A 23,167-nucleotide genomic window follows, 5' to 3' on the forward strand; every position below is an offset into this window, starting at 1 on the left:
CAGAATTTCTTCGTGCTGCCGGTTTTTCAGTGTTTTTGTCGTCGGCGCCCGCGAGATCCGACAGAAGGAGATCCCGTGGGCGCGGCGAAGGGTCAGGCGGCTTCTTTGATGGCCAGGATGGTCAGCAGGCCTTGGGCATGCTCGGCTGCGTCACGGCCCAGGCTGGTCAGGTAACCGCCGTCGGCTTGGGTGATCAGCTCTTTCTCGAACAGCCGTTGGGCGGCGGCGATGGCTTTTGGCGCGGCGGTCTGATGAATTTTCAGGCCTTCCTGGGAATTGCCCAGATTGAACAGTGCAAGGATTTCCAGTTCGGCAACCAACTCAGGGGTATACGACATAAGGACTCCAGACTTTCTAGGAATTGTTGGACGACAGCGCCCCTAAGGTGATCGCAGTTGAGCGCTCTGTCCAGTCTTCGATGTGGATGCGGTCGAACGGTGGGGACAGCGCCCCGGGACCGAGTGGTGAGGGGGCGATATCAGTGTAGACAGGGGGCGCTGCAAATCCAGTGGGGTTACTGAATCTCGGGAGGCAGTTCCGGCAGGGCACGCAAGGCGGTCTCGTACCATTCTGTATTGAACGGGCGATCTTCATCCAACATCGCATCGATCTCCACCGCCAGCACGTGGGCCATCAGGTTGAGGATCTCTTCGCGCTCGTAACCCACCAGGGTCAGTTTGTTGAAGATCGCCTTGGCCGCCGGCGGGTTGTCGGTCTCGATCTGGTTTTCGATGGCCTGGACCAGGGTGCTTTCGGCGAACGCTTCGTCGTCGTTGTCGATATCGGTTGGCTCGCTCATGGCGGACTCCTCAAGGAAAGGCGGCCAGTTTAACTGTATTCAGGGGCGTGATGCTGCTGGCGAGAGAGCCTTCGAGGTTCTATAACTGCCGGGGCCAACCCCCTGCACGGCCTGGAGGCTTTGTGATGCTCAAACTTTATGGATTCGCGGTCAGCAACTACTACAACATGGTCAAGTTGGCGCTGCTGGAAAAGGGCCTGCCTTTCGAGGAAGTGCCGTTTTATGCCGGGCAGACCCCGGAGGCCCTGGCGATAAGCCCCCGTGGCAAGGTCCCGGTGCTGGGCGTGGAGCAGGGTTTTATCAACGAAACCGCGGTGATCCTGCCCTATATCGATGACACCCAGCCGGGGGTGAAGCTGCTGCCGGCCGATCCTTTCCAGCGGGCCCGGGTGTTGGCGCTGGCCAAGGAAATCGAGTTGTACATCGAGTTGCCGGCGCGGGCGTCGTTCGCCGAGGCCTTCTTCGGGATGCCGGTGCCGGAGGCGATCAAGGAGAAGACCCGGGCCGAATTGCTGCTGGGCTTCGCCTCGCTCAAGCGTCATGGCACGTTCGGCCCTTATGTGGCGGGCAGCGAGTTCAGCGTGGCGGATATCTACTTTCTCTACAGCGTCGACCTGGCCTGCGCGGTCGGCCAGAAGCTGTTCGGGATTGATTTGTTGGCCGAGATGCCTGAGGCCAAAGCGTTACTGGAACGCTTGCAGCAGTGGCCGAATGTGCAGCGGATCGCGGCGGACAAGGAAGCGGGGATGCCGGCGTTCCTGGCGATGGTTGCGGCCAAGAAATAGTTTTGTAGCGCTCATCAGGGCGCCATCGCCGGCAAGCCGGGCTCCTGCAAGGAGCGGGGCTCGACGGTATCTCGCGGTGAAACACGGTTCTGTGGGAGCTGGCTTGCTGGCGATTCAAGCGACGCGGTCTATCAGACACACCGCGTCATTGTTCATCGCCAGCAAGCCGGCTACAACACAGGGATCAGCGGCTGGCGAGCAGCGCCTGACCGCGGGCAACGGCCAACTTCACCTGCGCCGGTGCAGTCCCGCCGATATGGTTGCGGGCATTGACCGAACCTTCCAGGGTCAATACCGCAAACACGTCGTCATCGATCTGGTCGCTGAACGTGCGCAGTTCTTCCAGGCTCATTTCCGCCAGGTCCTTGCCGGTTTCCACGCCGTACTTCACCGCATGGCCGACGATCTCGTGGCAATCACGGAACGGCAGGCCACGACGCACCAGGTAATCCGCCAGGTCGGTCGCGGTGGAGAAACCCCGCAGCGCCGCTTCGCGCATCACCGCGTGCTTGGGTTTGATCGCCGGGATCATGTCGGCAAACGCCCGCAACGAATCGCGCAGGGTGTCGGCGGCGTCGAACAGCGGTTCCTTGTCTTCCTGGTTGTCCTTGTTGTAGGCCAGCGGCTGGCCCTTCATCAAGGTCAGCAGGCCCATCAGCGCGCCGAACACCCGGCCGGTCTTGCCGCGCACCAGCTCCGGCACGTCGGGGTTCTTCTTCTGGGGCATGATCGAGCTGCCGGTGCAGAAGCGGTCCGGCAGGTCGATGAACTGGAACTGCGCGCTGGTCCACAACACCAGCTCTTCGGAGAAGCGCGACAGGTGCATCATCGCGATGCTGGCCGCCGAGCAGAACTCGATGGCGAAGTCACGATCCGAAACGTTGTCCAGGGAGTTGCCGCCGACCGCGTCGAAGCCCAGCAGTTGGGCGGTGTATTCACGGTCGATCGGGTAGGTGGTGCCGGCCAGCGCCGCGCTGCCCAGGGGCATGCGGTTGGTGCGCTTGCGGCAGTCGACCAGGCGCTCGTAGTCGCGGCTGAGCATTTCGAACCAGGCCAGCATATGGTGCCCGAAGGTCACCGGCTGGGCGGTCTGCAAGTGTGTGAAGCCGGGCATGATGCTGCCGGCTTCGCGCTCGGCCTGTTCCAGCAGGCCTTTTTGCAGGCGGGTGATTTCAGCCAGGATCAGGTCGATCTCGTCCCGCAGCCACAGGCGGATATCGGTGGCCACCTGGTCGTTGCGGCTACGACCGGTGTGCAGCTTCTTGCCGGTGATACCGATACGGTCGGTCAGGCGCGCTTCGATATTCATGTGCACGTCTTCCAGGTCCACGCGCCAGTCGAACTGGCCGGCCTCGATTTCACCCTGGATGGTTTTCAGGCCGTCGGCGATGCTGTCGCGTTCGGCATCGGTCAGCACGCCGACCTTGGCCAGCATCGTGGCGTGGGCGATGGAGCCCATGATGTCGTGGCGATAGAGGCGCTGGTCGAACGTGACGGAGGCGGTGAAGCGTGCGACGAAGGCGTCGACGGGTTCACTGAAGCGGCCGCCCCAGGACTGGTTGGTCTTGTCGGTGCTCATGGATTCGCTCGTGATCTGCTGAAAGTGGGTTGCCGGAAAAGTTGTCACCGATCATAACAGGGTTGCGCCGAGGCCCGTCAGCCGGCCGGCGTGCACAGGGTGGATTTGCGGTCGTGGTGGATTAAATTTCGACCGAATCTGTCGAACGGCTTGTCGGCACGGGCGCGGGCGCAGAGACTGGGCCCATGCCTATTTCACGATCGAACGAAGGGCGTGACGCGCCCGCGACCCAGGAATTCTTCCTTCCGGAACTCTGCCTGCCCGAGGCGCTGCTGGTGCTGGTGGTGTTGGCCGAGCTGCTGGTCATGGTGCTGGTGCTGGCCGAGCCGATGCCCGTCGGTTTCGACTGGGTGCGCCTGGCGCTGACTTCCTTGTATGTGCAGTGGATCGTGCTGTTGTCGGCGGCGTTGTTGTGCAGTGCCCGGGCCTGGTTGGCGCGCTTGCGCCCGGGGCTGGCCGGGGTGCTGTGCTGTGCCCTGGTGGTCGGGTTGAGCCTGGCCTGTACCGGCCTGACCGAGTACTTTTCCCTGGCCGGCCCGCCCTCGGGTGAAGGTACGCTTGGGCACTATCTGCGCCATGGTTTGATCAGCCTCATCATGTCGGCCCTGATGTTGCGCTACTTTTATCTGCAGAGTCAGTGGCGTCGCCAGCAGCAGGCGGAGTTGCAGGCGCGCATCGAAGCCTTGCAGTCGAGGATCCGCCCGCACTTCCTGTTCAACAGCCTGAACAGTATCGCCAGCCTGGTGGTGAGCGATCCGCGACAGGCCGAGCAGGCCGTGCTGGATCTGTCCGACCTGTTCCGCGCCAGCCTGGCCAGGCCCGGCAACCTGGTGACCTGGCGTGACGAGCTGGAATTAGCGCAACGATATTTGTCGATTGAGCAATATCGTCTTGGCAACCGTCTACAGTTGGACTGGAGGGTGGGCACAATTCCAGAGGATTTGCCGATCCCGCAATTAACCTTGCAACCACTGTTGGAAAACGCTCTGATCTACGGCATCGCACCGCGCATCGAAGGCGGCGTGGTCAGGGTCGAAGCCGACTATAAAGAGGGAGAGTTCATATTGTGTATCAGCAATCCCTACGACGATGCCGCACCGCGGCAGGTGTCGGGCGGTACTCAATTGGCACTGGCAAATATCGGTGCCCGACTTACGGCACTTTTCGGGCCTCGCGCTAGTCTTAGCGTGGATCGCCGTGACGGTCGTCACTTCACCTGTCTACGCTATCCTTGTGCGAGACTCACGCAGGAATCCAGTGCAATATGAATGTCCTGATCGTTGATGACGAACCCCTGGCCCGCGAGCGCCTGAGCCGTTTGGTCGGCGAACTCGAGGGTTACAGTGTCCTGGAGCCCAGCGCCACCAATGGCGAAGAGGCATTGTCCCTGATCGAGAGCCTGAGGCCCGATGTGGTCCTGCTCGATATCCGCATGCCCGGTCTCGATGGCCTGCAAGTGGCTGCGCGGTTGTGCGAGCGCGAAGCACCGCCCGCCGTGGTGTTCTGCACCGCCCATGACGAGTTTGCCCTGGAAGCGTTCCAGGTCAGCGCCGTGGGTTACCTGGTCAAGCCGGTGCGCGCCGAGCACCTGCTCGAAGCGCTGAAGAAGGCCGAGCGTCCCAACCGCGTGCAACTGGCGGCCCTGACACGACCCGCCGCTGAATCCGGTGCCGGTCCGCGCAGTCATATCAGCGCCCGCACCCGCAAGGGCATCGAGCTGATTCCCCTGGACCAGGTGATCTACTTCATTGCCGACCATAAGTACGTGACCCTGCGCCACGAGGGTGGCGAAGTGCTGCTGGACGAGCCGTTGAAGGCCCTGGAAGACGAGTTCGGCGACCGCTTCGTGCGTATTCACCGCAACGCGCTGGTGGCCCGCGAACGCATCGAGCGCCTGCAACGTACGCCGTTGGGCCACTTCCAGCTGTTCCTCAAGGGCCTGGGCGGTGACGCGCTGATCGTCAGCCGACGCCATGTCGCCGGCGTGCGCAAGATGATGCAACAGCTTTAATCCGTGCCTTGCGCGTGGCGCAAGGTCGTCTACCCGGTATTTCCAGGCCAGGGAGGCCGCTTATTGGCTGATACAAGTCAAAGCGGGCCGGGCCGAGCTGTTATTATCTGCCGTATCTATTCAGTACGGATCGATCCATGTCTTCTCGCGAAATCCGCATCGCTACCCGTAAAAGTGCGCTGGCCCTGTGGCAGGCCGAATACGTCAAGGCCCGCCTGGAGCAGGCTCATCCCGGTTTGTCGGTGGTCCTGGTCCCCATGGTCAGTCGCGGCGACAAGCTGCTGGACTCGCCGCTGTCGAAAATCGGCGGCAAGGGCTTGTTCGTCAAGGAACTGGAAACCGCGCTGCTCGAGCACGAGGCCGATATCGCCGTGCATTCGATGAAAGACGTGCCGATGGATTTCCCCGAAGGCCTCGGCCTGTTCTGCATCTGCGAGCGCGAAGACCCGCGCGATGCCTTCGTTTCCAATACCTTCGCCAGTCTTGAGGATCTGCCGGCCGGCAGCGTGGTCGGCACTTCGAGCCTGCGCCGCCAGGCACAATTGCTGACCCGTCGGCCTGACCTGCAGATCCGCTTCCTGCGTGGCAACGTCAACACCCGCCTGGCCAAGCTGGACGCCGGCGAGTACGACGCGATCATCCTCGCCGCCGCCGGCCTGATCCGCCTCGGTTTTGAAGATCGCATCACCTCGGCCATCAGTGTCGAAGACAGCTTGCCGGCCGGTGGCCAGGGCGCGGTGGGTATCGAGTGCCGCAGCGCCGACACGGAAATCCATGCCCTGCTGGCGCCCCTGCACCATGCCGATACCGCCGTGCGGGTCACCGCCGAGCGCGCCTTGAATAAACATCTGAACGGCGGTTGCCAGGTGCCGATTGCCTGTTACGCCGTGCTCGAAGGCGAGCAGATCTGGCTGCGTGGGCTGGTCGGCGATCCCAAGGGCGGCCTGCTGCTCAGCGCCGATGCCCGGGCTCCGCAAGGTGATGCCCAGGCCCTCGGCGTGCAGGTCGCACAAGCGCTGCTGGCCCAAGGCGCGGACGCGATTCTCCAGGCCGTCTATGGCGAGGCTGGCGAAGAGTGAGTGGTTGGCGCCTGTTGTTGACCCGGCCGGCGTCAGAGTCGGCGGAGCTGGCGAGCGCCCTGGCCGCGGCCGGGATATTCAGCAGCAGCCTGCCGCTGCTGGAGATCGAACCCGTGCCCCTCGACGGTGCCGGGCGGACGATGATCTACGACCTGGCCCACTACAGTGCGGTGATCGTGGTCAGCAAGCCGGCGGCGCGCCTGGCTGTTGAGTTGGTGGACCAGTACTGGCCGCAGCCGCCGTTCCTGCCATGGTTCACGGTGGGTGCCGCGACTGCGGGGATCCTCGTCGATTACGGCCTCGAGGTTGATTATCCCGCCGAGGGCGACGACAGTGAGGCCTTGTTGGCGTTGCCGGCGTTGCAGCAGGCGCTGGCGTGCCCCGAGCCGCGGGTATTGATCCTGCGCGGAGAGGGCGGACGCGAGCTGCTGGCCGAGCGTTTGCGCGGCCAGGGTGCTAGTGTCGACTACCTTGAGTTGTACCGTCGGCTGTTGCCCGAGTATGCCGAGGGCTTCCTGGCCCAGCGCGTCGCGGCGGAACGCCTGAACGCCCTGGTGGTCAGCAGTGGGCAGGGTTTTGAACACCTGCTCCAGTTGGCGGCGACGGCCTGGCCGGAACTGGCGCGCCTGCCGTTGTTTGTTCCAAGCCCGCGGGTGGCCGAAATGGCCCGCGCCGCAGGGGCCCAACATGTGGTGGATTGTCGTGGTGCCAGTGCCACGGCTTTGCTAGCGGCGTTGCGGGAGCATCCCGTACCCGCTCTCTAGAATGCAAAGGATGGACACGTGAGCGAAACAGCCTTGCCGAAAGAAGAAGCCCAGCCGGTGGTCGATACCCCGGTTCAACCGCCGGTGGCGCCCGTGGCGCGTCGTGGCAATGGCCTGGCGCTCCTCGCCCTGTTGCTCGGCGCCGCCGGCGCGGCGGCGGGTGGCTGGGGTGTCTGGCAGGTGCGCAACCTGCAAGCCAACCATCAGCAGCAGAGCGGACAACTGCAAGACCTGGGCAGCCAGGCGCAGTCCCTCAAGCTGACCGAACAGCAACTGGCCGCGCGCCTGGATCAGTTGCCGGGTGCCGGTGAACTGGAGGAGCGTCGTCGCCTGGTGACGCAGTTGCAGGGCGATCAGCAGCGTCTGAACCAGAAGCTGGAAAGCGTGCTGGGTGCCAGCCGCAAGGACTGGCGCCTGGCCGAGGCCGAGCATTTGCTGCGCCTGGCGAGCCTGCGCTTGTCGGCGTTGCAGGACATCACCAGTGCCCTGGCCCTGGTGCAGGGCGCCGACGATATCCTGCGTGAACAGAACGATCCGGGTTCCTTTGCCGCCCGCGAGCAGGTGGCCAGGAGCCTGGCCGCGCTGCGCAGCACCGAGCAGCCGGACCGTACCGGCCTGTTCCTGCAACTGGGCGCCCTGCGCGACCAGTTGCCCCTGCTCAACGAGTTGGCGCCGGAGTACAAGGATCGCGGCGACTCCCTGCTCGGCCTGACCGCCGACGGCGATGGCGCCAGCCGCTGGGCCCTGTGGTGGGATGAGATCTCGCGTTATATCCGCATCGACTTCAATGCCAACAAGAACATCCGGCCGTTGCTCGCCGGGCAGAGCCTGGCGCAGGTCCGCCTGGCCCTCGGCCTGGCCCTGGAACAGGCCCAGTGGGCCGCCTTGAATGGTCAGGCCGGGGTCTACACCCAGGCCTTGACCGAGGCCCGGGACGTGCTGACCGGTAGCTTCAACCCGGACAATCCACAGAGCAAGGTCATGCTCGAGCGCCTGGCCGAGCTGAGCAAACAGCCGGTGACCGTGGTCACGCCTGATCTGGCCGGAACCCTGGCGGCGGTGCAGGCCTATCTCGAGCGGCGACATGTCGAGATCGAGACCCCGGTCAGCCCGAGCGTGACCCCGGTCGAGGGGACCAGCCCATGAAGCGCTTCCTCCTGATCCTGGTACTGGTCGCCGCCATTGCGGCGGGCCTCGGCTATGCGATCTCGCGGCACGCGGGTTACGTCCTGATCGCCTATGACAGCTTCCGTTACGAATCGAGCCTGTGGGCCTTCCTGGTCGTGCTGCTGCTGGCATGGCTGGTGCTGTGGCTGGTGAAATTCCTGGTGGGGTTGGTGACCACCTCGGGCTCCGTGGCCAATCCCTGGTCCCGGCGCAATCGCAGCCGGCGCACCCAGGTGGCCATCGAGCAAGGCCAGATGGACCTGGCCGAGGGCCGCTGGGCCAGTGCCCAGCGCCATTTGCAACGGGCCGCTGAGGCCGAACGCCAGCCGCTGCTGTACTACCTCGGCGCGGCCCGGGCGGCCAACGAACAAGGCAAGCACGAGGAGTGCGACAGCCTGCTGGAGCGCGCCCTCGACCGCCAGCCCCAGGCCGAGTTGGCGATTGCCCTCAGTCACGCGCAGTTGCAAGTGGACCGTGGCGACAGCGAGGGGGCTTTGAATACCCTGCAGGCCATGCACGAGCGTCATCCCCATAGCATCCAGGTCCTGCGTCAGTTGCAGCGCCTGTATCAGCAACGTGGCGACTGGTCGGCGTTGATCCGTCTGTTGCCGGAGTTGCGCAAGGACAAGGTGCTGGCCAAGGCTGAACTGGCCGAGTTGGAACGCCGTGCCTGGGGTGAGAACCTGAGCCTGGCGGCCCAGCGTGAGGACGGCGAAGCGGGCCTGCAGGCGCTGGAGCGGGCCTGGCAGCAATTGAGCTCGGCCCAGCGCCAGGAGCCGCCATTGGTGTTGGCCTATGCCGAGCAACTGCGACAGCTCGGTGCCGACGCCGAGGCCGAAGAAACCCTGCGCGCGGCGCTCAAGCGCCAGTACGACAGCCATCTGGCGCGTCTGTACGGCTTGTTGCGCGGACGTGACCCGGCCCGACAGCTGCAGACTGCCGAAGGCTGGTTGAAAGACCATCCCGAGGATGCCAGCCTGTTGCTGACGCTGGGACGCCTGAGCCTGCAAAACAGTCTGTGGGGCAAGGCCCGCGACTACCTGGAAAGCAGCCTGCGGGTGCAGCGCCACCCTGAAGCCTGCGCGGAGCTGGCGCGACTGCTGGCCCAACTCGGTGATACCGAGCGCAGCAACCAGTTGTTCCAGGAGGGCCTGGGTCTGTTGGACAAGCGTCTGCTGGCCTCGCCACTACCGGTGTGAGGTGGCCTGGAAGACGGGATGCGGCTTCAGGCATCCCGTCTTTGCGTGTCAGGATGCTTCCCTTGCCGTGACGAAGTCTGATTCCTACTTCTGAATTAATGGTTTCATAGGATGTCCGTCGGTAATTCCTTACAGGCTTAAGGAATTGTCTGCTCTGGCTCGCCTTGAAAGGGCCAAGGGCTTTCCTCTACCGTAACTGCCTGTCTCTCCTGTTACGGATAAGCCATGTTCTTGGCCCGCTCACGTTCTCTGTTCTCCCTGGCCTTGTTGACAGGTGCCCTGGTCATGGGGGCGTCGCTGTACCTGGAGCGTGTGACCGGGCTGGAGCCTTGCTCGCTGTGCATCGTCCAGCGCTTTTTCCTCGCCGGGTTCTGCCTGGTCAGCCTGGTGGCGGTGTTGCACGGCCCGGGTCGTATCGGCCGCTGGGTCTATGGCGGCCTCGACCTGTTGCTGGCCCTCGCCGGTGCCGCCACGGCGGCGCGGCAGGTCCTGTTGCAGCGGGTGCCGGCCGAGCAACTGATGATCTGCCAGCCTGACCTGCATTGCCTGATCCAGCAGGTACCCACCCTCCAGGCGTTCAAGTTGATGTTCCGGGCCACGGCCGAATGCGCGGAGATCCAGTGGACCCTCTTCGACCTGAGCATTCCCGAGTGGAGCCTGCTGGCTTTCGTGGGTATGAGCCTGCTGATGATCTATCAGCTGGTGGGGCCGGATTCGGTGTCGGGCGGGGCGTAAAAGTAACCGGCAGTCGTGCCTCGGATTAAACACTTGTATGAACTTTCTCTCCTGCGTACCTTGAAGCAGGTGTCGAGCGGGCATAATCTGGCCCGCATCGCGTTATCGCAATCAGCTTGTTCTGTTTGGCCAAGTCAGGAGCCTCGATGTGTCCGAGGCGTCGGTCGGCATGACCCAGAAGGGAAGAGATCACCATGCTCGAAAGTTGTCGGAATGCTCAGGAACGCTGGGGTGGAGTGCATCTGCTGATCGATCGCTGGCTCAAGGAGCGTCACGAGCTCGTGGGGGCCTACGATGCCCTCGGTGCCGAGCCGGGTGCACTGGCGCAGAACCCCAAGCCCTTGCAGGAGTTCTGCGGTCTGCTGGTTGACTATGTGTCGGCCGGCCACTTCGAGATCTACGAGCAGTTGACCGGCGAGGCCAAGGCCTTTGGCGACAAGCGTGGCCTGGAGCTGGCGGAGACGATCTACCCGCGTATCGATGTGATTACCGAGAAGCTGCTGGCCTTCAACGATCTGTGCGATGAAGGCGAGTGTGTGGCGCATAAATTCCAGGAACTGGGCGGCTTGCTGCACGAGCGCTTCGAGCTGGAGGATTGCCTGATCGAAGTGCTGCATACCGCGCACAAGGAAAAGGCTGAAGCCCAGGCCTGATCCCAATGGCTACACATGAAAACGGTGCGCTCAGGCGCACCGTTTTTCGTTCTGGTGCCAGCGTCAGCTGGCCACGCCGAGCAGCTCGATTTCGAACACCAGCGGTGTGTACGGCGCGATCAGATCGCCGGCACCGTCGGCGCCATACGCTTGTGCCGAGGGCAGTACCAGGCGCCATTTCGCACCGACAGGCATCTGGGGCAGGGCGCTGCGCCAGCCATTGATCACACTGTCCAGGCGGAACCATTGTGGCTGTCGGTTCTGATCGAACACCGTGCCGTTGGGCAGACGTCCGACATAGCGCACCTGGACCTTGCCGTTGGCCGCGACTTTTTCTCCGCTGCCAGGCGTCAGTTCCGTCATCAGGATGCCGTCGGCCAATTCGTGGACGCCGGGCTTGGCCTTTTCTTCAGTGAGGAATTTTCGCTCGGCTTCCAGCGCGATTTCGCTCTGGGGTTTGGCCGCTTCCTGAGCGACCTGGGCATCATGCGCGGCGAGAATCTGCTGGATGCGTTCGTCCTTCAAGGCCAGCGGCTTGCCCTGGTAGGCCTGCTTCAAACCGTCGAGCAGGGCCTTGATCTGCAGGTCCGGAGCATCCTGGCGCAGACGCTCGCCGAGGCTGGCGCCGAGGCTGTAGGCCAGGTCGTGGGCGTCATCGTTCGCGACCTCTGGCGCGGCGTGCGCAAGCGACCAGAACACACACAGTGACAGCAGAAAATAACGCGGCATAAGCACTCTCCGACCTCAGGTTCGGAGGATTATGCCAGTGCTCTGGATGAGTTGTTGAAGAAGCATTTTTCAAGGCATGCAACGCGGGCCCTTCGATACTGTCAACATGCCCTAGCGGCGGTAGTCCCAGAGGGCTAGTATGAGCCGCATTCACATCAGTCAGGAGGTACACCATGTCGGCCACCAAGAAGCCCGTAAATACTCCGTTGCATCTGCTCCAACAGTTGTCGGGCAGCCTGCTCGAACATCTGGAAACTGCTTGCACCCAGGCCCTGGCTGATGCTGAAAAACTGCTCGCCAAACTGGAAAAACAACGCGGTAAAGCCCAGGAAAAACTGCACAAGGCGCGGACCAAATTGCAGGACTCGGCCACTGCCGGAAAAGCCAAGGCACAAGCCAAGGCCAAGAGCGCGGTCGGTGAGCTCGAAGAGTTGCTGGACAAGCTGAAAGCCAGCCAGTCGGACACCCGTGGCTACATCCTGCAACTCAAGCGCGATGCCCAGGAAAGCCTGAAACTGGCCCAGGGTGTTGGCCGTGTGAAAGAGGCTGTCACCAAGGCACTGTCGACTCGTGCTGCCAAACCTGCCGCGGCTAAACCCGCTGCCGCCAAACCTGCTGCCGCCAAACCGGTTGTCGCCAAGCCTGCTGCAAAAGTGGCTGCTGCCAAGCCTGCTGCAAAAGCTGCTGCCGCTAAGCCAGTTGCTGCCAAGCCCGCTGCAAAAGTGGCTGCCGCTAAACCAGCCGCTGCCAAGCCCGCTGCAAAAGCTGTAGCTGCCAAACCGGCCGCCGCCAAGCCAGCTGCAAAAGCTGCTGCCGCTAAACCTGCCGCCGCCAAGCCCGCTGCAAAAGTGGCTGCTGCCAAACCAGCCGCTGCCAAGCCCGCTGCAAAAGCTGTAGCTGCCAAACCGGCTGCCGCCAAGCCAGCTGCAAAAGCTGCTGCCGCTAAACCGGCCGCTGCCAAGCCTGCTGCAAAAGTTGTTGCCGCTAAACCAGCCGCTGCCAAGCCTGCTGCAAAAGCTGTTGCCGCTAAACCAGCCGCTGCCAAGCCTGCTGCAAAAGCTGTTGCCGCTAAACCAGCCGCTGCCAAGCCCGCTGCAAAAGCCGTGGCTGCCAAACCGGCCGCAAAGCCTGCTGTCACCGCCGCCAAGCCAGCCGTAGCAGCCAAGCCGGCGGCACCTGCATCGGTCGCGCCCGCCAGCGTCGCCGCAGCCGCACCGGCTGCTCCAGCGCCAGCCGCGCCTGCTGCCGTAACCCCGACCAGCGCTTCCTAAGCCTGGTTCACCGCGACGCGCAGCTGCTGCAGCGCGTCGCTATTCAGGCTTGTGGCCTGGGCGGTCACCGCCTCCAGCCACGTGTCCAGATCTTCCGCGCCGACCTCGGGCCAATCCCGAGCCAACGCTTCCAGTCGCTGCAATAGCTGCTGCTCGGCGGCCAGTTCCAACGCCTTGACCTGATCCCTCAGCACTTTCAACTCGACGTCCTCCAAGGCCGCCGTGCGCCATTGCGTGCGCAACTGCCGCAGTGGCTGCACCACCTGGTCGTGCCAGGGCTCGGCGAGAGCCTGCAATTGCCCCGCGCGTTCGGCCTCGCAGCGCACTCCGCGTCGGCCCAGCCAGGCCGCGCAGAGCAGCAGGCAGACATTCGCCCCCTGGGCCTGGAGCGCCAGGCAGGTTTGTTCCACGCCGGGCTTGGCGTAAGTGTTCAGGGAAAACGTCCACAGGTCAGCATGCATGGTGAGATCCGCGCCAGTTGCGAGGGAAGCTGGTAGACTCCGCCGCCATTATGATTCGACTTCAGAACCTGACTTTACAGCGTGGCCCGCAACGTCTGCTAGAAGACGCCGAGCTGACCCTGCACGCCGGCCATAAAGCCGGCCTGATCGGTGCCAACGGTGCCGGCAAATCCAGCCTGTTCGCCCTGCTGCGGGGCGAGCTGCATCCGGACTCGGGTGATTGCTTCCTGCCGGCCGATTGGCGTATCGCCCACATGCGCCAGGAGGTCGACACCCTCGAACGCCTGGCGGTCGACTACGTGCTCGATGGTGACGTGCGCCTGCGCCAGGTGCAACACGACCTGGCGGCGGCCGAGGCGGCCCATGACGGCGCCGCCCAGGCCCGTCTGCACTCGGAGCTCGACAGCGCTGACGGTTACACCGCCGATGCCCGCGCGCGCAAGCTGCTGGCCGGCCTGGGCTTCACCAACGACCAGATGGACCATCAGGTCTCGGCATTCTCCGGTGGCTGGCGGATGCGCCTGAACCTGGCGCAGGCGCTGATGTGCCCGTCGGACCTGTTGCTGCTCGACGAGCCGACCAACCACCTGGACCTCGACGCGATCATCTGGCTGGAAGACTGGCTCAAGAGTTACCCCGGTACCTTGCTGCTGATCTCCCACGACCGTGATTTCCTCGATGAAGTGGTCGATCACGTGGCCCATGTCGACCAGCGCAAGATCACCCTCTACCGGGGTGGCTACACCGCGTTCGAGCGTGCCCGTGCCGAGCGTCTGGCCCAGCAGCAACAGGCCTACGAGAAGCAGCAGGCGCAGCGTGCGCACATGGAAAGCTACATCGCCCGCTTCAAGGCCCAGGCCACCAAGGCCCGCCAGGCCCAGAGCCGGATCAAGGCCCTGGAGCGGATGGAAGAGCTGTCCGCGGCCCACGTCGATTCGCCGTTCGACTTTGTCTTCCGCGAATCGCATAAGATTTCCAGCCCGCTGCTCGACCTGTCCGACGCACGCCTGGGTTATGGCGACAAGACCGTCCTGGAGAAGGTCAAGCTGCAACTGACCCCGGGTGCCCGGATCGGCCTGCTCGGCCCCAACGGCGCGGGCAAGTCGACGCTGATCAAGAACCTCGCCGGCGAGCTGTCGCCGTTGGCGGGGCGCATGACCCGTGGTGAAAACACCGTGGTCGGCTACTTTGCCCAGCACCAGCTCGACTCGCTGGACTCCAAGGCCAGCCCGTTGCTGCATCTGCAACGCCTGGCGCCGACCGAGCGCGAGCAGACCCTGCGCGACTTCCTCGGCGGTTTCGACTTCCGTGGCGCGCGCATCGACGAGCCGGTGCTGAACTTCTCCGGTGGCGAAAAGGCCCGCCTGGCGTTGGCCTTGATCGCCTGGGAGCGGCCGAACCTGTTGCTGCTCGACGAACCGACCAACCACCTCGACCTGGAAATGCGCCTGGCGCTGACCATGGCCTTGCAGGAGTTCAGCGGTGCGGTGCTGGTGGTTTCCCACGACCGTCACCTGCTCAAGAGCACCACGGATAATTTCTACCTGGTGGCGGACGGCAAGGTCGAAGAGTTCGACGGCGACCTGGAAGACTACGCTCGCTGGCTGGTGGAGTATCGCCAGCGCAATGCGCCGGTGAGCAATACGCCAGTCAATGCCGACAAGACCGACAAGAAAGCCCAGCGCCAGCAGGCCGCCGCGTTGCGTCAGCAACTGGCCCCGCACAAGCGTGAAGCCGACAAGCTCGAAGCCGAGTTGGGCAAGCTGCACGAGAAGCTGGCGAAGATCGAAGCGAGCCTGGGTGACAGCGCGGTCTACGAGGCGGCGCGCAAGGATGAGCTGCGTGATCTGCTGGCCGAACAGGCCAAGTTGAAAGTGCGCGAGTCCCAGCTGGAAGAGGCGTGGATGGAAGCCCTGGAGCTGCTGGAAAGCATGCAGGCGGAGCTGGAAGCGTTGTCCTGAGCGACAAAAAACGATAGTCAATTTCACGCCCACGGATTAGCTTAGAGGTTTGTAACAACTCTCTATCCGAGGTGCGTGATGCTGCTTGAGACATGGCTGGCCTTTTTTGCCGCGTGCTGGGTAATCAGCCTATCCCCGGGTGCCGGCGCCATCGCCTCGATGTCCAGCGGCCTGCAATACGGTTTCCTGCGTGGCTACTGGAATGCCCTCGGCCTGCAGCTGGGCCTGGCGGCGCAGATCGCGGTGATTGCCGCGGGCGTCGGGGCGATCCTGGCAGCCTCTTCCTCGGCTTTCTACGCCATCAAATGGTTCGGCGTGGTCTACCTGGTGTACCTGGCGGTCAAGCAGTGGCGCGCGTTGCCCAGCAATATGGCCGAAGAGTCGACGATTCGCCCGGTGGGCAAGCCGCTGACCTTGATGTTCCGCGGTTTCCTGGTGAACGTCAGCAACCCCAAGGCCCTGGTGTTCATGCTGGCGGTGCTGCCGCAGTTCATCGATCCCCATGCACCGCTGGTGCATCAGTACCTGATCCTTGGCGTGACCATGATCGCCGTCGACATGATCGTCATGGCCGGTTACACGGGCCTGGCGGCCAAGGTCCTGCGCCTGTTGCGCACGCCCAAGCAGCAGCGCCGGATGAACCGTACCTTTGCTGGCTTGTTCGTGGGGGCGGCGGGTTTTCTGGCGACCTTGCACAAGGCGACCACCTGAAGCTCATCGTTGCCTGAGCGGACGCCTTCGCGAGCAAGCTCTGCTCCCACAGGTTTTGTGTCGACCCCGGAATCCGGGGACACCCTGTCCTCTGTGGGAGCGGAGCTTGTCGAGATGCCGCACCGCCGCGAAGGGGGCGACTCGGTCCCGGATCAGTGCAGAACCCGGGGCGCCTCATCCGGCGGCAGGTTGTTGCGCAGCGGCGGCGCTGCCCCCGGGCCCATGTCCGGTCCACCCAGTTGCAGGCTCAACTGCCGCGCCACATCCTCGCCCAGGGCCTTGGACACATCGCGGATCACCCGTGGACGGTTCAGCGACACGTGGACATCCCGGCTGTTGACCAGCTTGGTGTCCTGGCCTTCGCCCATGGCGGTGAACGCCGAGGTGATCTCGTAGGTGCGGGTATTGATCAGGCTGAAATCGCCCACCAGGGTCAGCCCCAGCACTGCCGAGTAACTGTTGGTATTGGCCAGCTCGTTGATGTCCTGGGTGAAGTCGATGTCCGACACTGTGCCGAACAGCACGTAGTCGGCACCCTTGAAGCTGCCGCCCTTGATCCGCTTGATGACGTCGTAGACATCGCCCTTGGAACTGGCGGTATAAGGCGTGCCCTGGATCAGCTGGAACATCCCGCTGCGCAGGATCTCGCCCTTGATATCGCCGGTGAAGCGGCGCAGCTCGCCCTGCTCGATATAGCTGTTGCGGCTTTCGTACTCGTCATAGCTCGACGAGCCGTTGGCGCCGTAATAACTTTCCTGGTGATTGTCCCGCGCCGAAATAGTGTGGATGTACTGCTCCACTTGCGCCTGGTACGCCAGGTCCGCCACCGCCACCTTGGGCGCGGCCTGGACGCCAAAGGCGCAGACCAGGCCGATCATGCCAATCCATGCACGCATTGTTCAACGCTCCGTGGTTTTGCGGATCTCTTTTTCGTCCATCCATTCGGCCAGGCCGCTTTCGACGTCGATCAGTTGCAGGCTGAACTTGTAGAACACGTCCTTGTAGTCGCTGCTGCGCTTGACGATCGAGCTGATCGAACCTTCCAGGCGGTACTTGGCGGCGATCATGTTACCGGTCTTGCTGACGGTGCTCTTCTTGTACAGGCCGCTCTGGTTCTGCAGCTTCAACTGGTCGACCTGGCTCTGCATCTCGGTGTTGTCGCTGGCGAAACGGGCGGTGCCGCTCTTCATCAGCTGGGTCTTGATCGAAGTGGTGATCTCGCGGGTATCGATGTACTCGCTGGTCTTGTTCTTCACATCGTAGACCTGCACCACCGGACGCCCTTGCAAGACACCGGACTGGGCCAGGGAGCGGGTCATGGACTCGGCGATCATCTGCAGGTCGGTGGAGCCGAACTCGTTGGTCACCAGTTCCACGGCCTTGGTATCGCCGTAGCTGATGTTTCCGCCGCCCAGTACGGGCGAGGTGTTGTTGGCGCAGCCGCTGGCCAGCAGGGCGACGACGGCGAGGAGGGACAGGCGTGCAAACATGGACTGATTCTCTTCAAAAGGACGCGAGAGGGCGGCGTCGACTCAGGGGGTTTTGACTTCAAGACGGAAATCGGTGGCCTTGGGCGTCGGGGCGATGGCCTGCAGGAAGGTGCTTTGGGCGCCATACAGGTTCAGGGTCTTCCAGACTTCGTCGTCACTCACCGGGAAACCGTCGTTGCCCAACCAGGCAAAGCGGTAATACATCATTTTGTTCTTGGTGCGGGTGTTGCTCAGCTGCACCTTGACGGTCAGGAAGCCGTTTTCCCGGGCGACGCGGATGGCACCGACCTCGATGTTCTCCATTTCGCCCATGGCGACGATCTTGCTCGCCGCGCTACCGGGGGCCGGTGGTGGCGGCGGCGGGGTGACGCACCCGGCCAGCAGGGCCAGGGCGACGGCAACAGTCAGTTTGAAACGCATGCACGAGACTCCTTTCTTCAAGGTTGTTTGAGGCTGGCCACGGCCGTTGGCCCGGCATCCGCCAGCTGTTGCGTGGCGACGCCGCTGGTGAACACCTGGTTGCCGACGGCGCGCAGGCTGATGACCTGATAGCGTCGGTCGACGGTGAAGGCCACGCGGGAACCGCCCAGGGCGTTGGGCAGGGTCACCTGGTGCTCACCCTTTTTCAGGCGCAGGCGTAGCACCTGGGTGGTGTCCGGCAGGGTCCGCCAGGTGCGGGTGTCGGCGCCTTCTAGGACCGCGGAAGTGATGCCCACGGCCAGGCCGGCCAGCGGATTGGTCTTGTTCAGCTTGGCCTGCGCGGCGCCGCGGCTGATGGCCCGCACGCTGGTGCGCAGGATGATCCCCGGCATGTCGTCACGCAGGGCGCGACGGGACATGGCGGTGGTGCTGTTGAGCAGGGTCAGGTTCTGCGGCTGGCCGTCGACGCCGATCTGGGCGAAGGTGGCCGTCGAGGTGTCGGCCTGGATGACCGGGAACGACAGCGGGGTAATGACCAGATGCTGGTCGATCGGCAGCGGCAACGGGATGCTGATGGAGGCGCGGGACGGCGCCAGGCCGCTCTGCACCACGATCAGGATGTCGCTGTCGTCATCCTTGCCGGCGGGCTTGTCGAGATTGACCAGTGACTGCTCCAGCAGCGGCGTGTTCGGGCGCAGTTCGATGGCCTGGCGATAACCGGGGGCGGCGAGATCTTTCTCGCCGATGGCTTCGTAGACGAACCCGGCCAGGTAATGGCTGAACGCGCTCTGGTAGCTGTTCTTCAGGCCGACCACTTCCGGTGCGTCGAGGCTGGCCACCGGATAGCCCTGGAGGTCCTTGTACTGGGTCTTGATGCCCTGTTGGTCGGCCTCGGTTTCGCTCTTGAGGTATTGCTTGTCGCGCAGATCGGCGATCACCGCTTCGCGCTCATGGGTTTTCTTGATCGCGATACGGGCGCCGTCGAAGTCGTTCAGGGCCAGCTGGTTCAGGGCCATCTGCGTGGTCAGCATGACCTTTTCGTAGTCGTAGCCTTCGTAGCGGCGGACCTTGTCGTTGATCAGGAAACTGCCGAACTGGGCGAGGTACCTGGCGCTGTCCAGTTTGACCGCGTCTTCCCACTGACCCACCATCTGGTCGGCGCTGCCCCAGGCTTTCTGGCTTCCGGCCAGGTCGCCCTTGGCTTGCAGCAACTCGCCTTTTTCGAAGAAATACAGCAGGTCCTTGTCGGCATCGCCGTTGTTCTTTTCCAGCAGGGCCAACGCCCCGTCAACATTGCCCGAGGCCAGTTGCTGGTTGGTTTGCGCCAGTTCGGTGTCGTAGCTGCGCATCATCGAACAGCCGGACAGCAAGGTCGCGGCGCCGAGGGCGAACGAGAGGAGGGCACGGGATGCCATGGAATCTTCCCTGATGAAAAAATCAGCCGAGCATGCTGGTCGGGCTGAGATGGACCCATTGAGAGGGAAAGCGGCTACCCTGCCAATTCCTCATTAAACGAGGAGCTTTTAATGCCATATCGCAATAACGAAGGCAGGGCAGTATAACCATGGCTATTGGCTATGTAATGGCTTTTTAGCGTCATCCGGGCAGGAGGAAGACCTGGTTGCCGATGACCCGCAGGCTCACCACCTGGAAGGGATGTTCGATATTCAGGCTGACCGGCACCGCGCCTTTGACACCTGGCAGCAGCAATTTGTGCGCGCCGGGCTTGAGGCGCAGGCGCGCGACCTGGGTGTTGTCCGGCAGGGTGCGCCAGGTGCGGGTGTCGGAGTCACCGGTGAAGCCCTGGTAAACCGACGATGCCTTGTCCGGTTTGCGTTTGTTCTCCTTGGCTTGCAGTTCGGCATTGAAGCGCACGCTCGCAAGGGCGAAGTTGATGATCGCGGGCATGTCGTCGTGCAAGGTGCGCAATGACATGTGGGTCGTGCTGTTGAGCAGGGTCAGCGACTGTGGTTTGCCATCCACGCTGATCTGCTTGAGGGGCGCGGTCGACTTGTCGGCTACCAGCACCGGAAAAGGCTGGTTCACGGTGATCGCCTGGCCGTCCTCGGTTTGCACCTGGATGGGCACGCGCAGCGAAACGAGCGCCGGGGCCAGGCCGGTCTGGACGACGATCAGCACGTCGCTGTCAGGAGAGGTGTCGGCGGGTTTGCCCAGGTTGGCCAGGGCTTTTTCCAGCAGCGGTGTATTGGGCCGCAACTCGATGGCCTGGCGGTAACCCGGCGCGGCGAGGTCGCGCTCGCCCAGGGCTTCGTAGACGAAGCCGGCGAGGTAATGGCTGAACGCACTCTGGTAGCCGTTTTTCAGGGCAATGACCTGCGGCGAGTCGAGGGTGGTCACCGGGTAACCCTGCAGGTCCTTGTAGCGCAGCTTGATGCCTTTGGCCTTGGCCTGGTCTTCGACCGCCAGGTATTGCTTGTCGCGCGCTGTGGCGATCAGGGCTTCGCGTTCGTGGCTTTTCTTGATATCGACGCGGGCGCCGTCGAAGTCGTTCCGGGCCAGCTGGTTGAGGGCCATTTGCGTGGTCAGCATGACCTTCTCGTAGTCATAGCCCTCGTAGCGATGAAACTTGTCGCCGATGAGTCCGATGCCGAGGATCTGGTCGAGCCCCAGGTTCTTCAGGGTGGCGACGACCTGCGTCCCTTCTTCGTACTGGGACACCCGCTGGTCCGCGATGCGCCAGGCGTCCTGGCTGCGGGACAGATCGCCCTTGGCCCGCAGCAGTTCACCTTTTTCCAGGTAATAGAGCAGGTCCTTGTCGTCCCAGGGGTTGTGTCGCTCGAGCAACTGCAGCGCGCCATCGACGTTGCCCGAGATCAGCTGCTCGTTGGTGGCCTGGAGTTCCTGGTCGTAGTTGTGCAGCAGCCCGCAGCCGCCCAGGAGCAATGCACAGGACAGCAGTGTGAGTAAGAGGCGCGAGGGCATGGCGTGTCGGTCCTTTCCTTGGCTGACGGGCAGTGGGACTTGAGGGCGGGGATTATGCACAAAGCCATGGTCGAGATGGCATTCTCATGGCCATCTCGATACATGACCCAGAGCAAAACATTGAGGAATCGGACCGATCAGGGTTGAGCCAAACGTATTGAGAGGGAACAATGTGTTACTTCGCATTTAGATTTAGGCTTTCCATGACTTTTCCCTCTCGTTTCCTCGCGTGGCTGATGCTGCCGCTGTTCGCTCTCTGCAGCTTCAACCTGTTGGCCGAAACAGCGGAGGGCGCACCCCAGGCCCTGCATCTGCTGGACTATATCGGCGCCGATTACCCGCCCACGGTGCACGCGGGCCAGGTGGTCGATGATGGCGAATATCGTGAGCAGCTGGAATTTATCAAGGTCCTGCAAGGGCTGGTCGCCGCGTTGCCGGCCAAGCCGGAACAGGCTGAGCTGGTTCAGGGTATCGAGGGTTTGCAGGCGGCCGTGACGGCTCGGGAGGAGGGTGAACGCGTTGCCCGCCAGGCCCGGCAACTGGGGGCGAAGCTGGCCGTGGCCTATGAAGTCAGCCAGGCACCGATCATCACCCCGGACCCGACTCGTGGTGCGCCGCTGTATGCCCAGCATTGTTCGGTGTGTCACGGCGAGGCAGGGGCGGGCGACGGTCCGGCCGGTGTCGGCCTGACACCGCCACCCGCCAACCTGCGCGATGCCGCGCGGCTGGATAGGTTGAGCCTCTACGCGATCTACACCACCCTCGGCCTGGGTGTCGAAGGCACCGATATGCCGGCGTTCGCCGACCAGTTGGATGAGCGTCAGCGTTGGGACCTGGCGACTTACATTGCCGGATTCAGTGCCGCTCCTGCCGCCGCCAACGACGGGAAAACCTACAACCTGGCCGACCTGGCCCGTTCGACGCCGGCTGAAGTACAGGCCGCCGAAGGCCCGGCCGCCGCCGTCGCCTTCCGTGCCCAGCGCGCCCAGCCGCCCCAGGTCAAGCGCGGTCCGGGGCAATTGCTCGACTACACCGCGACGACCCTGGACAAGAGCCTCGCGGCCTACCGCGCCGGCGAGCATGAACAAGCCTACGACCTGTCCGTTGCCGCTTACCTGGAAGGCTTCGAGCTGGTGGAAAGCTCCCTGGACAACGTCAATGCCACGGTGCGCAAGGACACCGAGAAGTCGCTGATGGCCTATCGGCAATCGTTGCAGGATGGCTTGCCGATGGAGCAGGTCGAGCAGCGACTGAGTGTGGCCAAGGGCAAGCTCAAGGAGTCCGCCGATCTGCTGGGCAATGATGGCCTGAGTCAGTCGCTGAGCTTTATCTCCGGGTTGCTGATTCTGCTGCGCGAAGGCCTGGAAGCGATCCTGGTCCTGGCGGCGGTGCTGGCTTTCCTGCGCAATACCGGCCAGCAGTCGGCGGTGCGCAGCGTACATGTCGGCTGGGGTCTGGCGCTGGTCGCCGGGTTGCTGACCTGGGCGGCGGCGGCTCACCTGATCGATGTCAGTGGCGCCCAGCGTGAATTGCTTGAAGGCTTCACGGCTTTGTTTGCCAGCGTCATGGTGCTCTGGCTCGGGGTCTGGATGCATGACCGCCGGCACGCGGCGGCCTGGCAGGACTACATCAAGAGCAGCCTGGTCAGTGGTGGCGGGCGCTTCGGCTTTGCACTGCTGGCGTTCTTCTCGGTGTACCGGGAATTGTTCGAAGTCATCCTGTTCTATGAAACCCTCTGGTTGCAGGCGGGGCCGGCGGGACATAACGCCGTGCTGGCCGGTGCCGGCACCGCGCTGGTGCTGCTGATCGGCCTGGCCTGGGTGATCCTGCGCGGTTCGGCGAAGCTGCCGCTGGCGTTGTTTTTCGGGATCAATGCCGGGTTGCTGTGCGCCTTGTCGGTGGTGTTTGCCGGGCACGGGGTCAAGGCGTTGCAGGAAGCCGGGATCTTCGGTACGCGGCCGGTGGCGTTCTTTGAATTCGACTGGTTGGGGATTCATGCCGATGCCTACTCGCTGGGGGCGCAGGCTTTGGCGTTGCTGGCGATTGGGGTGCTGTACAGCCGCAGCCGGTTGGCGGAAAAGCGTCGGGTCCAGGCGGCCTGATAATGCGGGTTTGCCGGCGAAGACGTTCGTATGAGCGGCGCAAGATTCGAGGGACTCTTCGCGGGCAAGCCCTGCTCCTACAGTGTTGTGTGATACGCAAAATCGATGAACGACGGCGTACTGTAGGAGCAGGGCTTGCCCGCGAAGGCGTTCGGATGGGCACCGCAAGGCTCAAGGGCCTCATCGCTGGCAAGCCAGCTCCCACAGGGGCCGCGTGAACCTACAGGGAGCGCGTTCGACGTTCCCTGGTTTCTGGCGTTAAATGTCTACAGCTTTGGCATTCATTGTCAGCGGATTTTCCCGCCATA

General features: G+C 63.3%; 23 protein-coding genes. 13 read left to right on the top strand and 10 right to left on the bottom strand.

Features of this window, described 5'->3' with window-relative positions; genetic code table 11:
• Nucleotides 1–92 precede the first annotated feature (92 nt).
• Both HX830_RS14270 and HX830_RS14275 read right to left on the bottom strand, forming a co-directional pair.
• Nucleotides 93–338: a TIGR02647 family protein gene (locus HX830_RS14270; RefSeq protein WP_100942130.1), complete on the bottom strand. Its 246-nt coding sequence runs from the start codon at nucleotides 336–338 to the stop codon at nucleotides 93–95.
• A gap of 176 nt (nucleotides 339–514) precedes the next feature.
• Complete coding sequence (locus HX830_RS14275; protein WP_152736702.1) at nucleotides 515–799, bottom strand: hypothetical protein; 285 nt, start codon at nucleotides 797–799, stop codon at nucleotides 515–517.
• A gap of 125 nt (nucleotides 800–924) precedes the next feature.
• Here HX830_RS14275 and HX830_RS14280 point away from each other — a divergent pair, with 125 nt between their 5' ends.
• Nucleotides 925–1,584 (top strand): glutathione S-transferase family protein, encoded by a 660-nt coding sequence (locus HX830_RS14280; protein WP_152736703.1) that lies wholly within the window; start codon nucleotides 925–927, stop codon nucleotides 1,582–1,584.
• 184 nt (nucleotides 1,585–1,768) lie between these two features.
• Here HX830_RS14280 and argH read toward each other — a convergent pair whose 3' ends face one another.
• On the bottom strand, nucleotides 1,769–3,163 hold the full coding sequence (gene argH, locus HX830_RS14285; protein WP_103499013.1) for an argininosuccinate lyase: 1,395 nt from the start codon (nucleotides 3,161–3,163) through the stop codon (nucleotides 1,769–1,771).
• A gap of 185 nt (nucleotides 3,164–3,348) precedes the next feature.
• On the opposite strand from argH, the gene HX830_RS14290 reads away from it, so the two are divergent.
• The 8 genes from HX830_RS14290 to rsd all read left to right on the top strand — a co-directional run bounded on the left by HX830_RS14290 (nucleotide 3,349) and on the right by rsd (nucleotide 10,771).
• On the top strand, nucleotides 3,349–4,431 hold the full coding sequence (locus tag HX830_RS14290; protein ID WP_152736704.1) for a sensor histidine kinase: 1,083 nt from the start codon (nucleotides 3,349–3,351) through the stop codon (nucleotides 4,429–4,431).
• A complete protein-coding gene (locus HX830_RS14295; RefSeq protein WP_100942125.1) occupies nucleotides 4,428–5,174 on the top strand; it encodes a LytR/AlgR family response regulator transcription factor in 747 nt (248 codons plus the stop codon). Before HX830_RS14290 ends, HX830_RS14295 begins: the two co-directional genes overlap by 4 nt.
• Nucleotides 5,175–5,311: 137 nt before the next feature.
• Nucleotides 5,312–6,253 (top strand): hydroxymethylbilane synthase, encoded by a 942-nt coding sequence (gene hemC, locus HX830_RS14300; protein WP_177100849.1) that lies wholly within the window; start codon nucleotides 5,312–5,314, stop codon nucleotides 6,251–6,253.
• A complete protein-coding gene (locus HX830_RS14305) occupies nucleotides 6,250–7,017 on the top strand; it encodes a uroporphyrinogen-III synthase (RefSeq protein WP_177100851.1) in 768 nt (255 codons plus the stop codon). Before hemC ends, HX830_RS14305 begins: the two co-directional genes overlap by 4 nt.
• A gap of 18 nt (nucleotides 7,018–7,035) precedes the next feature.
• The gene (locus tag HX830_RS14310) at nucleotides 7,036–8,163 is read left to right on the top strand and encodes a uroporphyrinogen-III C-methyltransferase (protein WP_177100853.1); all 1,128 of its coding nucleotides are present in this window, start codon (nucleotides 7,036–7,038) and stop codon (nucleotides 8,161–8,163) included.
• A complete protein-coding gene (locus tag HX830_RS14315; protein WP_177100855.1) occupies nucleotides 8,160–9,383 on the top strand; it encodes a heme biosynthesis protein HemY in 1,224 nt (407 codons plus the stop codon). The genes HX830_RS14310 and HX830_RS14315 overlap by 4 nt, the downstream gene beginning before the upstream one ends.
• A gap of 225 nt (nucleotides 9,384–9,608) precedes the next feature.
• Complete coding sequence (locus HX830_RS14320) at nucleotides 9,609–10,118, top strand: disulfide bond formation protein B (protein ID WP_103499008.1); 510 nt, start codon at nucleotides 9,609–9,611, stop codon at nucleotides 10,116–10,118.
• 194 nt (nucleotides 10,119–10,312) lie between these two features.
• Nucleotides 10,313–10,771 carry a sigma D regulator gene (rsd, locus tag HX830_RS14325; protein WP_103499007.1) on the top strand — a complete coding sequence of 153 codons (459 nt, stop codon included), beginning with the start codon at nucleotides 10,313–10,315 and terminating at the stop codon, nucleotides 10,769–10,771.
• 63 nt (nucleotides 10,772–10,834) lie between these two features.
• Here the strand turns inward: rsd and HX830_RS14330 are convergent, their stop codons facing one another.
• Nucleotides 10,835–11,500, bottom strand: coding sequence for an FKBP-type peptidyl-prolyl cis-trans isomerase (locus tag HX830_RS14330; RefSeq protein WP_152736706.1), 666 nt, complete (start codon nucleotides 11,498–11,500; stop codon nucleotides 10,835–10,837).
• A gap of 173 nt (nucleotides 11,501–11,673) precedes the next feature.
• Here HX830_RS14330 and HX830_RS14335 point away from each other — a divergent pair, with 173 nt between their 5' ends.
• Nucleotides 11,674–12,771: an AlgP family protein gene (locus HX830_RS14335; protein WP_177100857.1), complete on the top strand. Its 1,098-nt coding sequence runs from the start codon at nucleotides 11,674–11,676 to the stop codon at nucleotides 12,769–12,771.
• On the opposite strand, the gene HX830_RS14340 is transcribed toward HX830_RS14335, so the two are convergent.
• Entirely contained in the window at nucleotides 12,768–13,232 is a 465-nt protein-coding gene (locus HX830_RS14340) for a TIGR02444 family protein (protein WP_177100859.1), read from the bottom strand. The genes HX830_RS14335 and HX830_RS14340 overlap by 4 nt on opposite strands.
• A 50-nt stretch (nucleotides 13,233–13,282) precedes the next feature.
• Here HX830_RS14340 and HX830_RS14345 point away from each other — a divergent pair, with 50 nt between their 5' ends.
• Together HX830_RS14345 and HX830_RS14350 are read left to right on the top strand one after the other, a co-directional pair.
• Nucleotides 13,283–15,193 carry an ATP-binding cassette domain-containing protein gene (locus HX830_RS14345; protein WP_177100861.1) on the top strand — a complete coding sequence of 637 codons (1,911 nt, stop codon included), beginning with the start codon at nucleotides 13,283–13,285 and terminating at the stop codon, nucleotides 15,191–15,193.
• A 78-nt stretch (nucleotides 15,194–15,271) separates the two neighbouring features.
• Nucleotides 15,272–15,904, top strand: coding sequence for a LysE family transporter (locus tag HX830_RS14350; protein ID WP_152736710.1), 633 nt, complete (start codon nucleotides 15,272–15,274; stop codon nucleotides 15,902–15,904).
• 152 nt (nucleotides 15,905–16,056) lie between these two features.
• On the opposite strand, the gene HX830_RS14355 is transcribed toward HX830_RS14350, so the two are convergent.
• The 5 genes from HX830_RS14355 to HX830_RS14375 form a co-directional block, all read right to left on the bottom strand.
• Nucleotides 16,057–16,800, bottom strand: coding sequence for a penicillin-binding protein activator LpoB (locus HX830_RS14355; RefSeq protein WP_177100863.1), 744 nt, complete (start codon nucleotides 16,798–16,800; stop codon nucleotides 16,057–16,059).
• Between the two features lie 3 nt (nucleotides 16,801–16,803).
• Nucleotides 16,804–17,394 (bottom strand): penicillin-binding protein activator LpoB, encoded by a 591-nt coding sequence (lpoB, locus tag HX830_RS14360; protein WP_100942115.1) that lies wholly within the window; start codon nucleotides 17,392–17,394, stop codon nucleotides 16,804–16,806.
• A gap of 42 nt (nucleotides 17,395–17,436) precedes the next feature.
• The gene (locus HX830_RS14365) at nucleotides 17,437–17,814 is read right to left on the bottom strand and encodes a YcfL family protein (RefSeq protein ID WP_177100865.1); all 378 of its coding nucleotides are present in this window, start codon (nucleotides 17,812–17,814) and stop codon (nucleotides 17,437–17,439) included.
• A 17-nt stretch (nucleotides 17,815–17,831) separates the two neighbouring features.
• Nucleotides 17,832–19,229, bottom strand: a complete 1,398-nt coding sequence (locus tag HX830_RS14370; RefSeq protein WP_177100867.1) for a COG3014 family protein — start codon at nucleotides 19,227–19,229, stop codon at nucleotides 17,832–17,834.
• Nucleotides 19,230–19,410: 181 nt separating this feature from the next.
• Complete coding sequence (locus tag HX830_RS14375) at nucleotides 19,411–20,757, bottom strand: COG3014 family protein (RefSeq protein WP_177100869.1); 1,347 nt, start codon at nucleotides 20,755–20,757, stop codon at nucleotides 19,411–19,413.
• A 203-nt stretch (nucleotides 20,758–20,960) separates the two neighbouring features.
• Here HX830_RS14375 and HX830_RS14380 point away from each other — a divergent pair, with 203 nt between their 5' ends.
• Entirely contained in the window at nucleotides 20,961–22,859 is a 1,899-nt protein-coding gene (locus HX830_RS14380) for a cytochrome c/FTR1 family iron permease (protein ID WP_177100871.1), read from the top strand.
• Nucleotides 22,860–23,167 lie beyond the last annotated feature (308 nt).

The sequence above is a fragment of the Pseudomonas gingeri genome (genome assembly GCF_013385425.1).
Classification (GTDB): Bacteria; Pseudomonadota; Gammaproteobacteria; order Pseudomonadales; family Pseudomonadaceae; genus Aquipseudomonas; species Aquipseudomonas gingeri_D.

Excerpts from the sequence above, each read along its gene's own strand:
- HX830_RS14270 (WP_100942130.1), bottom strand. The coding sequence starts at position 338 with ATGTCGTATACCCCTGAGTTGGTTGCCGAACTGGAAATCCTTGCACTG.
- HX830_RS14275 (WP_152736702.1), bottom strand. The coding sequence starts at position 799 with ATGAGCGAGCCAACCGATATCGACAACGACGACGAAGCGTTCGCCGAA.
- HX830_RS14280 (WP_152736703.1), top strand. The coding sequence starts at position 925 with ATGCTCAAACTTTATGGATTCGCGGTCAGCAACTACTACAACATGGTC.
- argH (WP_103499013.1), bottom strand. The coding sequence starts at position 3,163 with ATGAGCACCGACAAGACCAACCAGTCCTGGGGCGGCCGCTTCAGTGAA.
- HX830_RS14290 (WP_152736704.1), top strand. The coding sequence starts at position 3,349 with ATGCCTATTTCACGATCGAACGAAGGGCGTGACGCGCCCGCGACCCAG.
- HX830_RS14295 (WP_100942125.1), top strand. The coding sequence starts at position 4,428 with ATGAATGTCCTGATCGTTGATGACGAACCCCTGGCCCGCGAGCGCCTG.
- hemC (WP_177100849.1), top strand. The coding sequence starts at position 5,312 with ATGTCTTCTCGCGAAATCCGCATCGCTACCCGTAAAAGTGCGCTGGCC.
- HX830_RS14315 (WP_177100855.1), top strand. The coding sequence starts at position 8,160 with ATGAAGCGCTTCCTCCTGATCCTGGTACTGGTCGCCGCCATTGCGGCG.
- HX830_RS14320 (WP_103499008.1), top strand. The coding sequence starts at position 9,609 with ATGTTCTTGGCCCGCTCACGTTCTCTGTTCTCCCTGGCCTTGTTGACA.
- rsd (WP_103499007.1), top strand. The coding sequence starts at position 10,313 with ATGCTCGAAAGTTGTCGGAATGCTCAGGAACGCTGGGGTGGAGTGCAT.
- HX830_RS14330 (WP_152736706.1), bottom strand. The coding sequence starts at position 11,500 with ATGCCGCGTTATTTTCTGCTGTCACTGTGTGTGTTCTGGTCGCTTGCG.
- HX830_RS14335 (WP_177100857.1), top strand. The coding sequence starts at position 11,674 with ATGTCGGCCACCAAGAAGCCCGTAAATACTCCGTTGCATCTGCTCCAA.
- HX830_RS14340 (WP_177100859.1), bottom strand. The coding sequence starts at position 13,232 with ATGCATGCTGACCTGTGGACGTTTTCCCTGAACACTTACGCCAAGCCC.
- HX830_RS14345 (WP_177100861.1), top strand. The coding sequence starts at position 13,283 with ATGATTCGACTTCAGAACCTGACTTTACAGCGTGGCCCGCAACGTCTG.
- HX830_RS14350 (WP_152736710.1), top strand. The coding sequence starts at position 15,272 with ATGCTGCTTGAGACATGGCTGGCCTTTTTTGCCGCGTGCTGGGTAATC.
- HX830_RS14355 (WP_177100863.1), bottom strand. The coding sequence starts at position 16,800 with ATGCGTGCATGGATTGGCATGATCGGCCTGGTCTGCGCCTTTGGCGTC.
- lpoB (WP_100942115.1), bottom strand. The coding sequence starts at position 17,394 with ATGTTTGCACGCCTGTCCCTCCTCGCCGTCGTCGCCCTGCTGGCCAGC.
- HX830_RS14365 (WP_177100865.1), bottom strand. The coding sequence starts at position 17,814 with ATGCGTTTCAAACTGACTGTTGCCGTCGCCCTGGCCCTGCTGGCCGGG.
- HX830_RS14370 (WP_177100867.1), bottom strand. The coding sequence starts at position 19,229 with ATGGCATCCCGTGCCCTCCTCTCGTTCGCCCTCGGCGCCGCGACCTTG.
- HX830_RS14375 (WP_177100869.1), bottom strand. The coding sequence starts at position 20,757 with ATGCCCTCGCGCCTCTTACTCACACTGCTGTCCTGTGCATTGCTCCTG.
- HX830_RS14380 (WP_177100871.1), top strand. The coding sequence starts at position 20,961 with ATGACTTTTCCCTCTCGTTTCCTCGCGTGGCTGATGCTGCCGCTGTTC.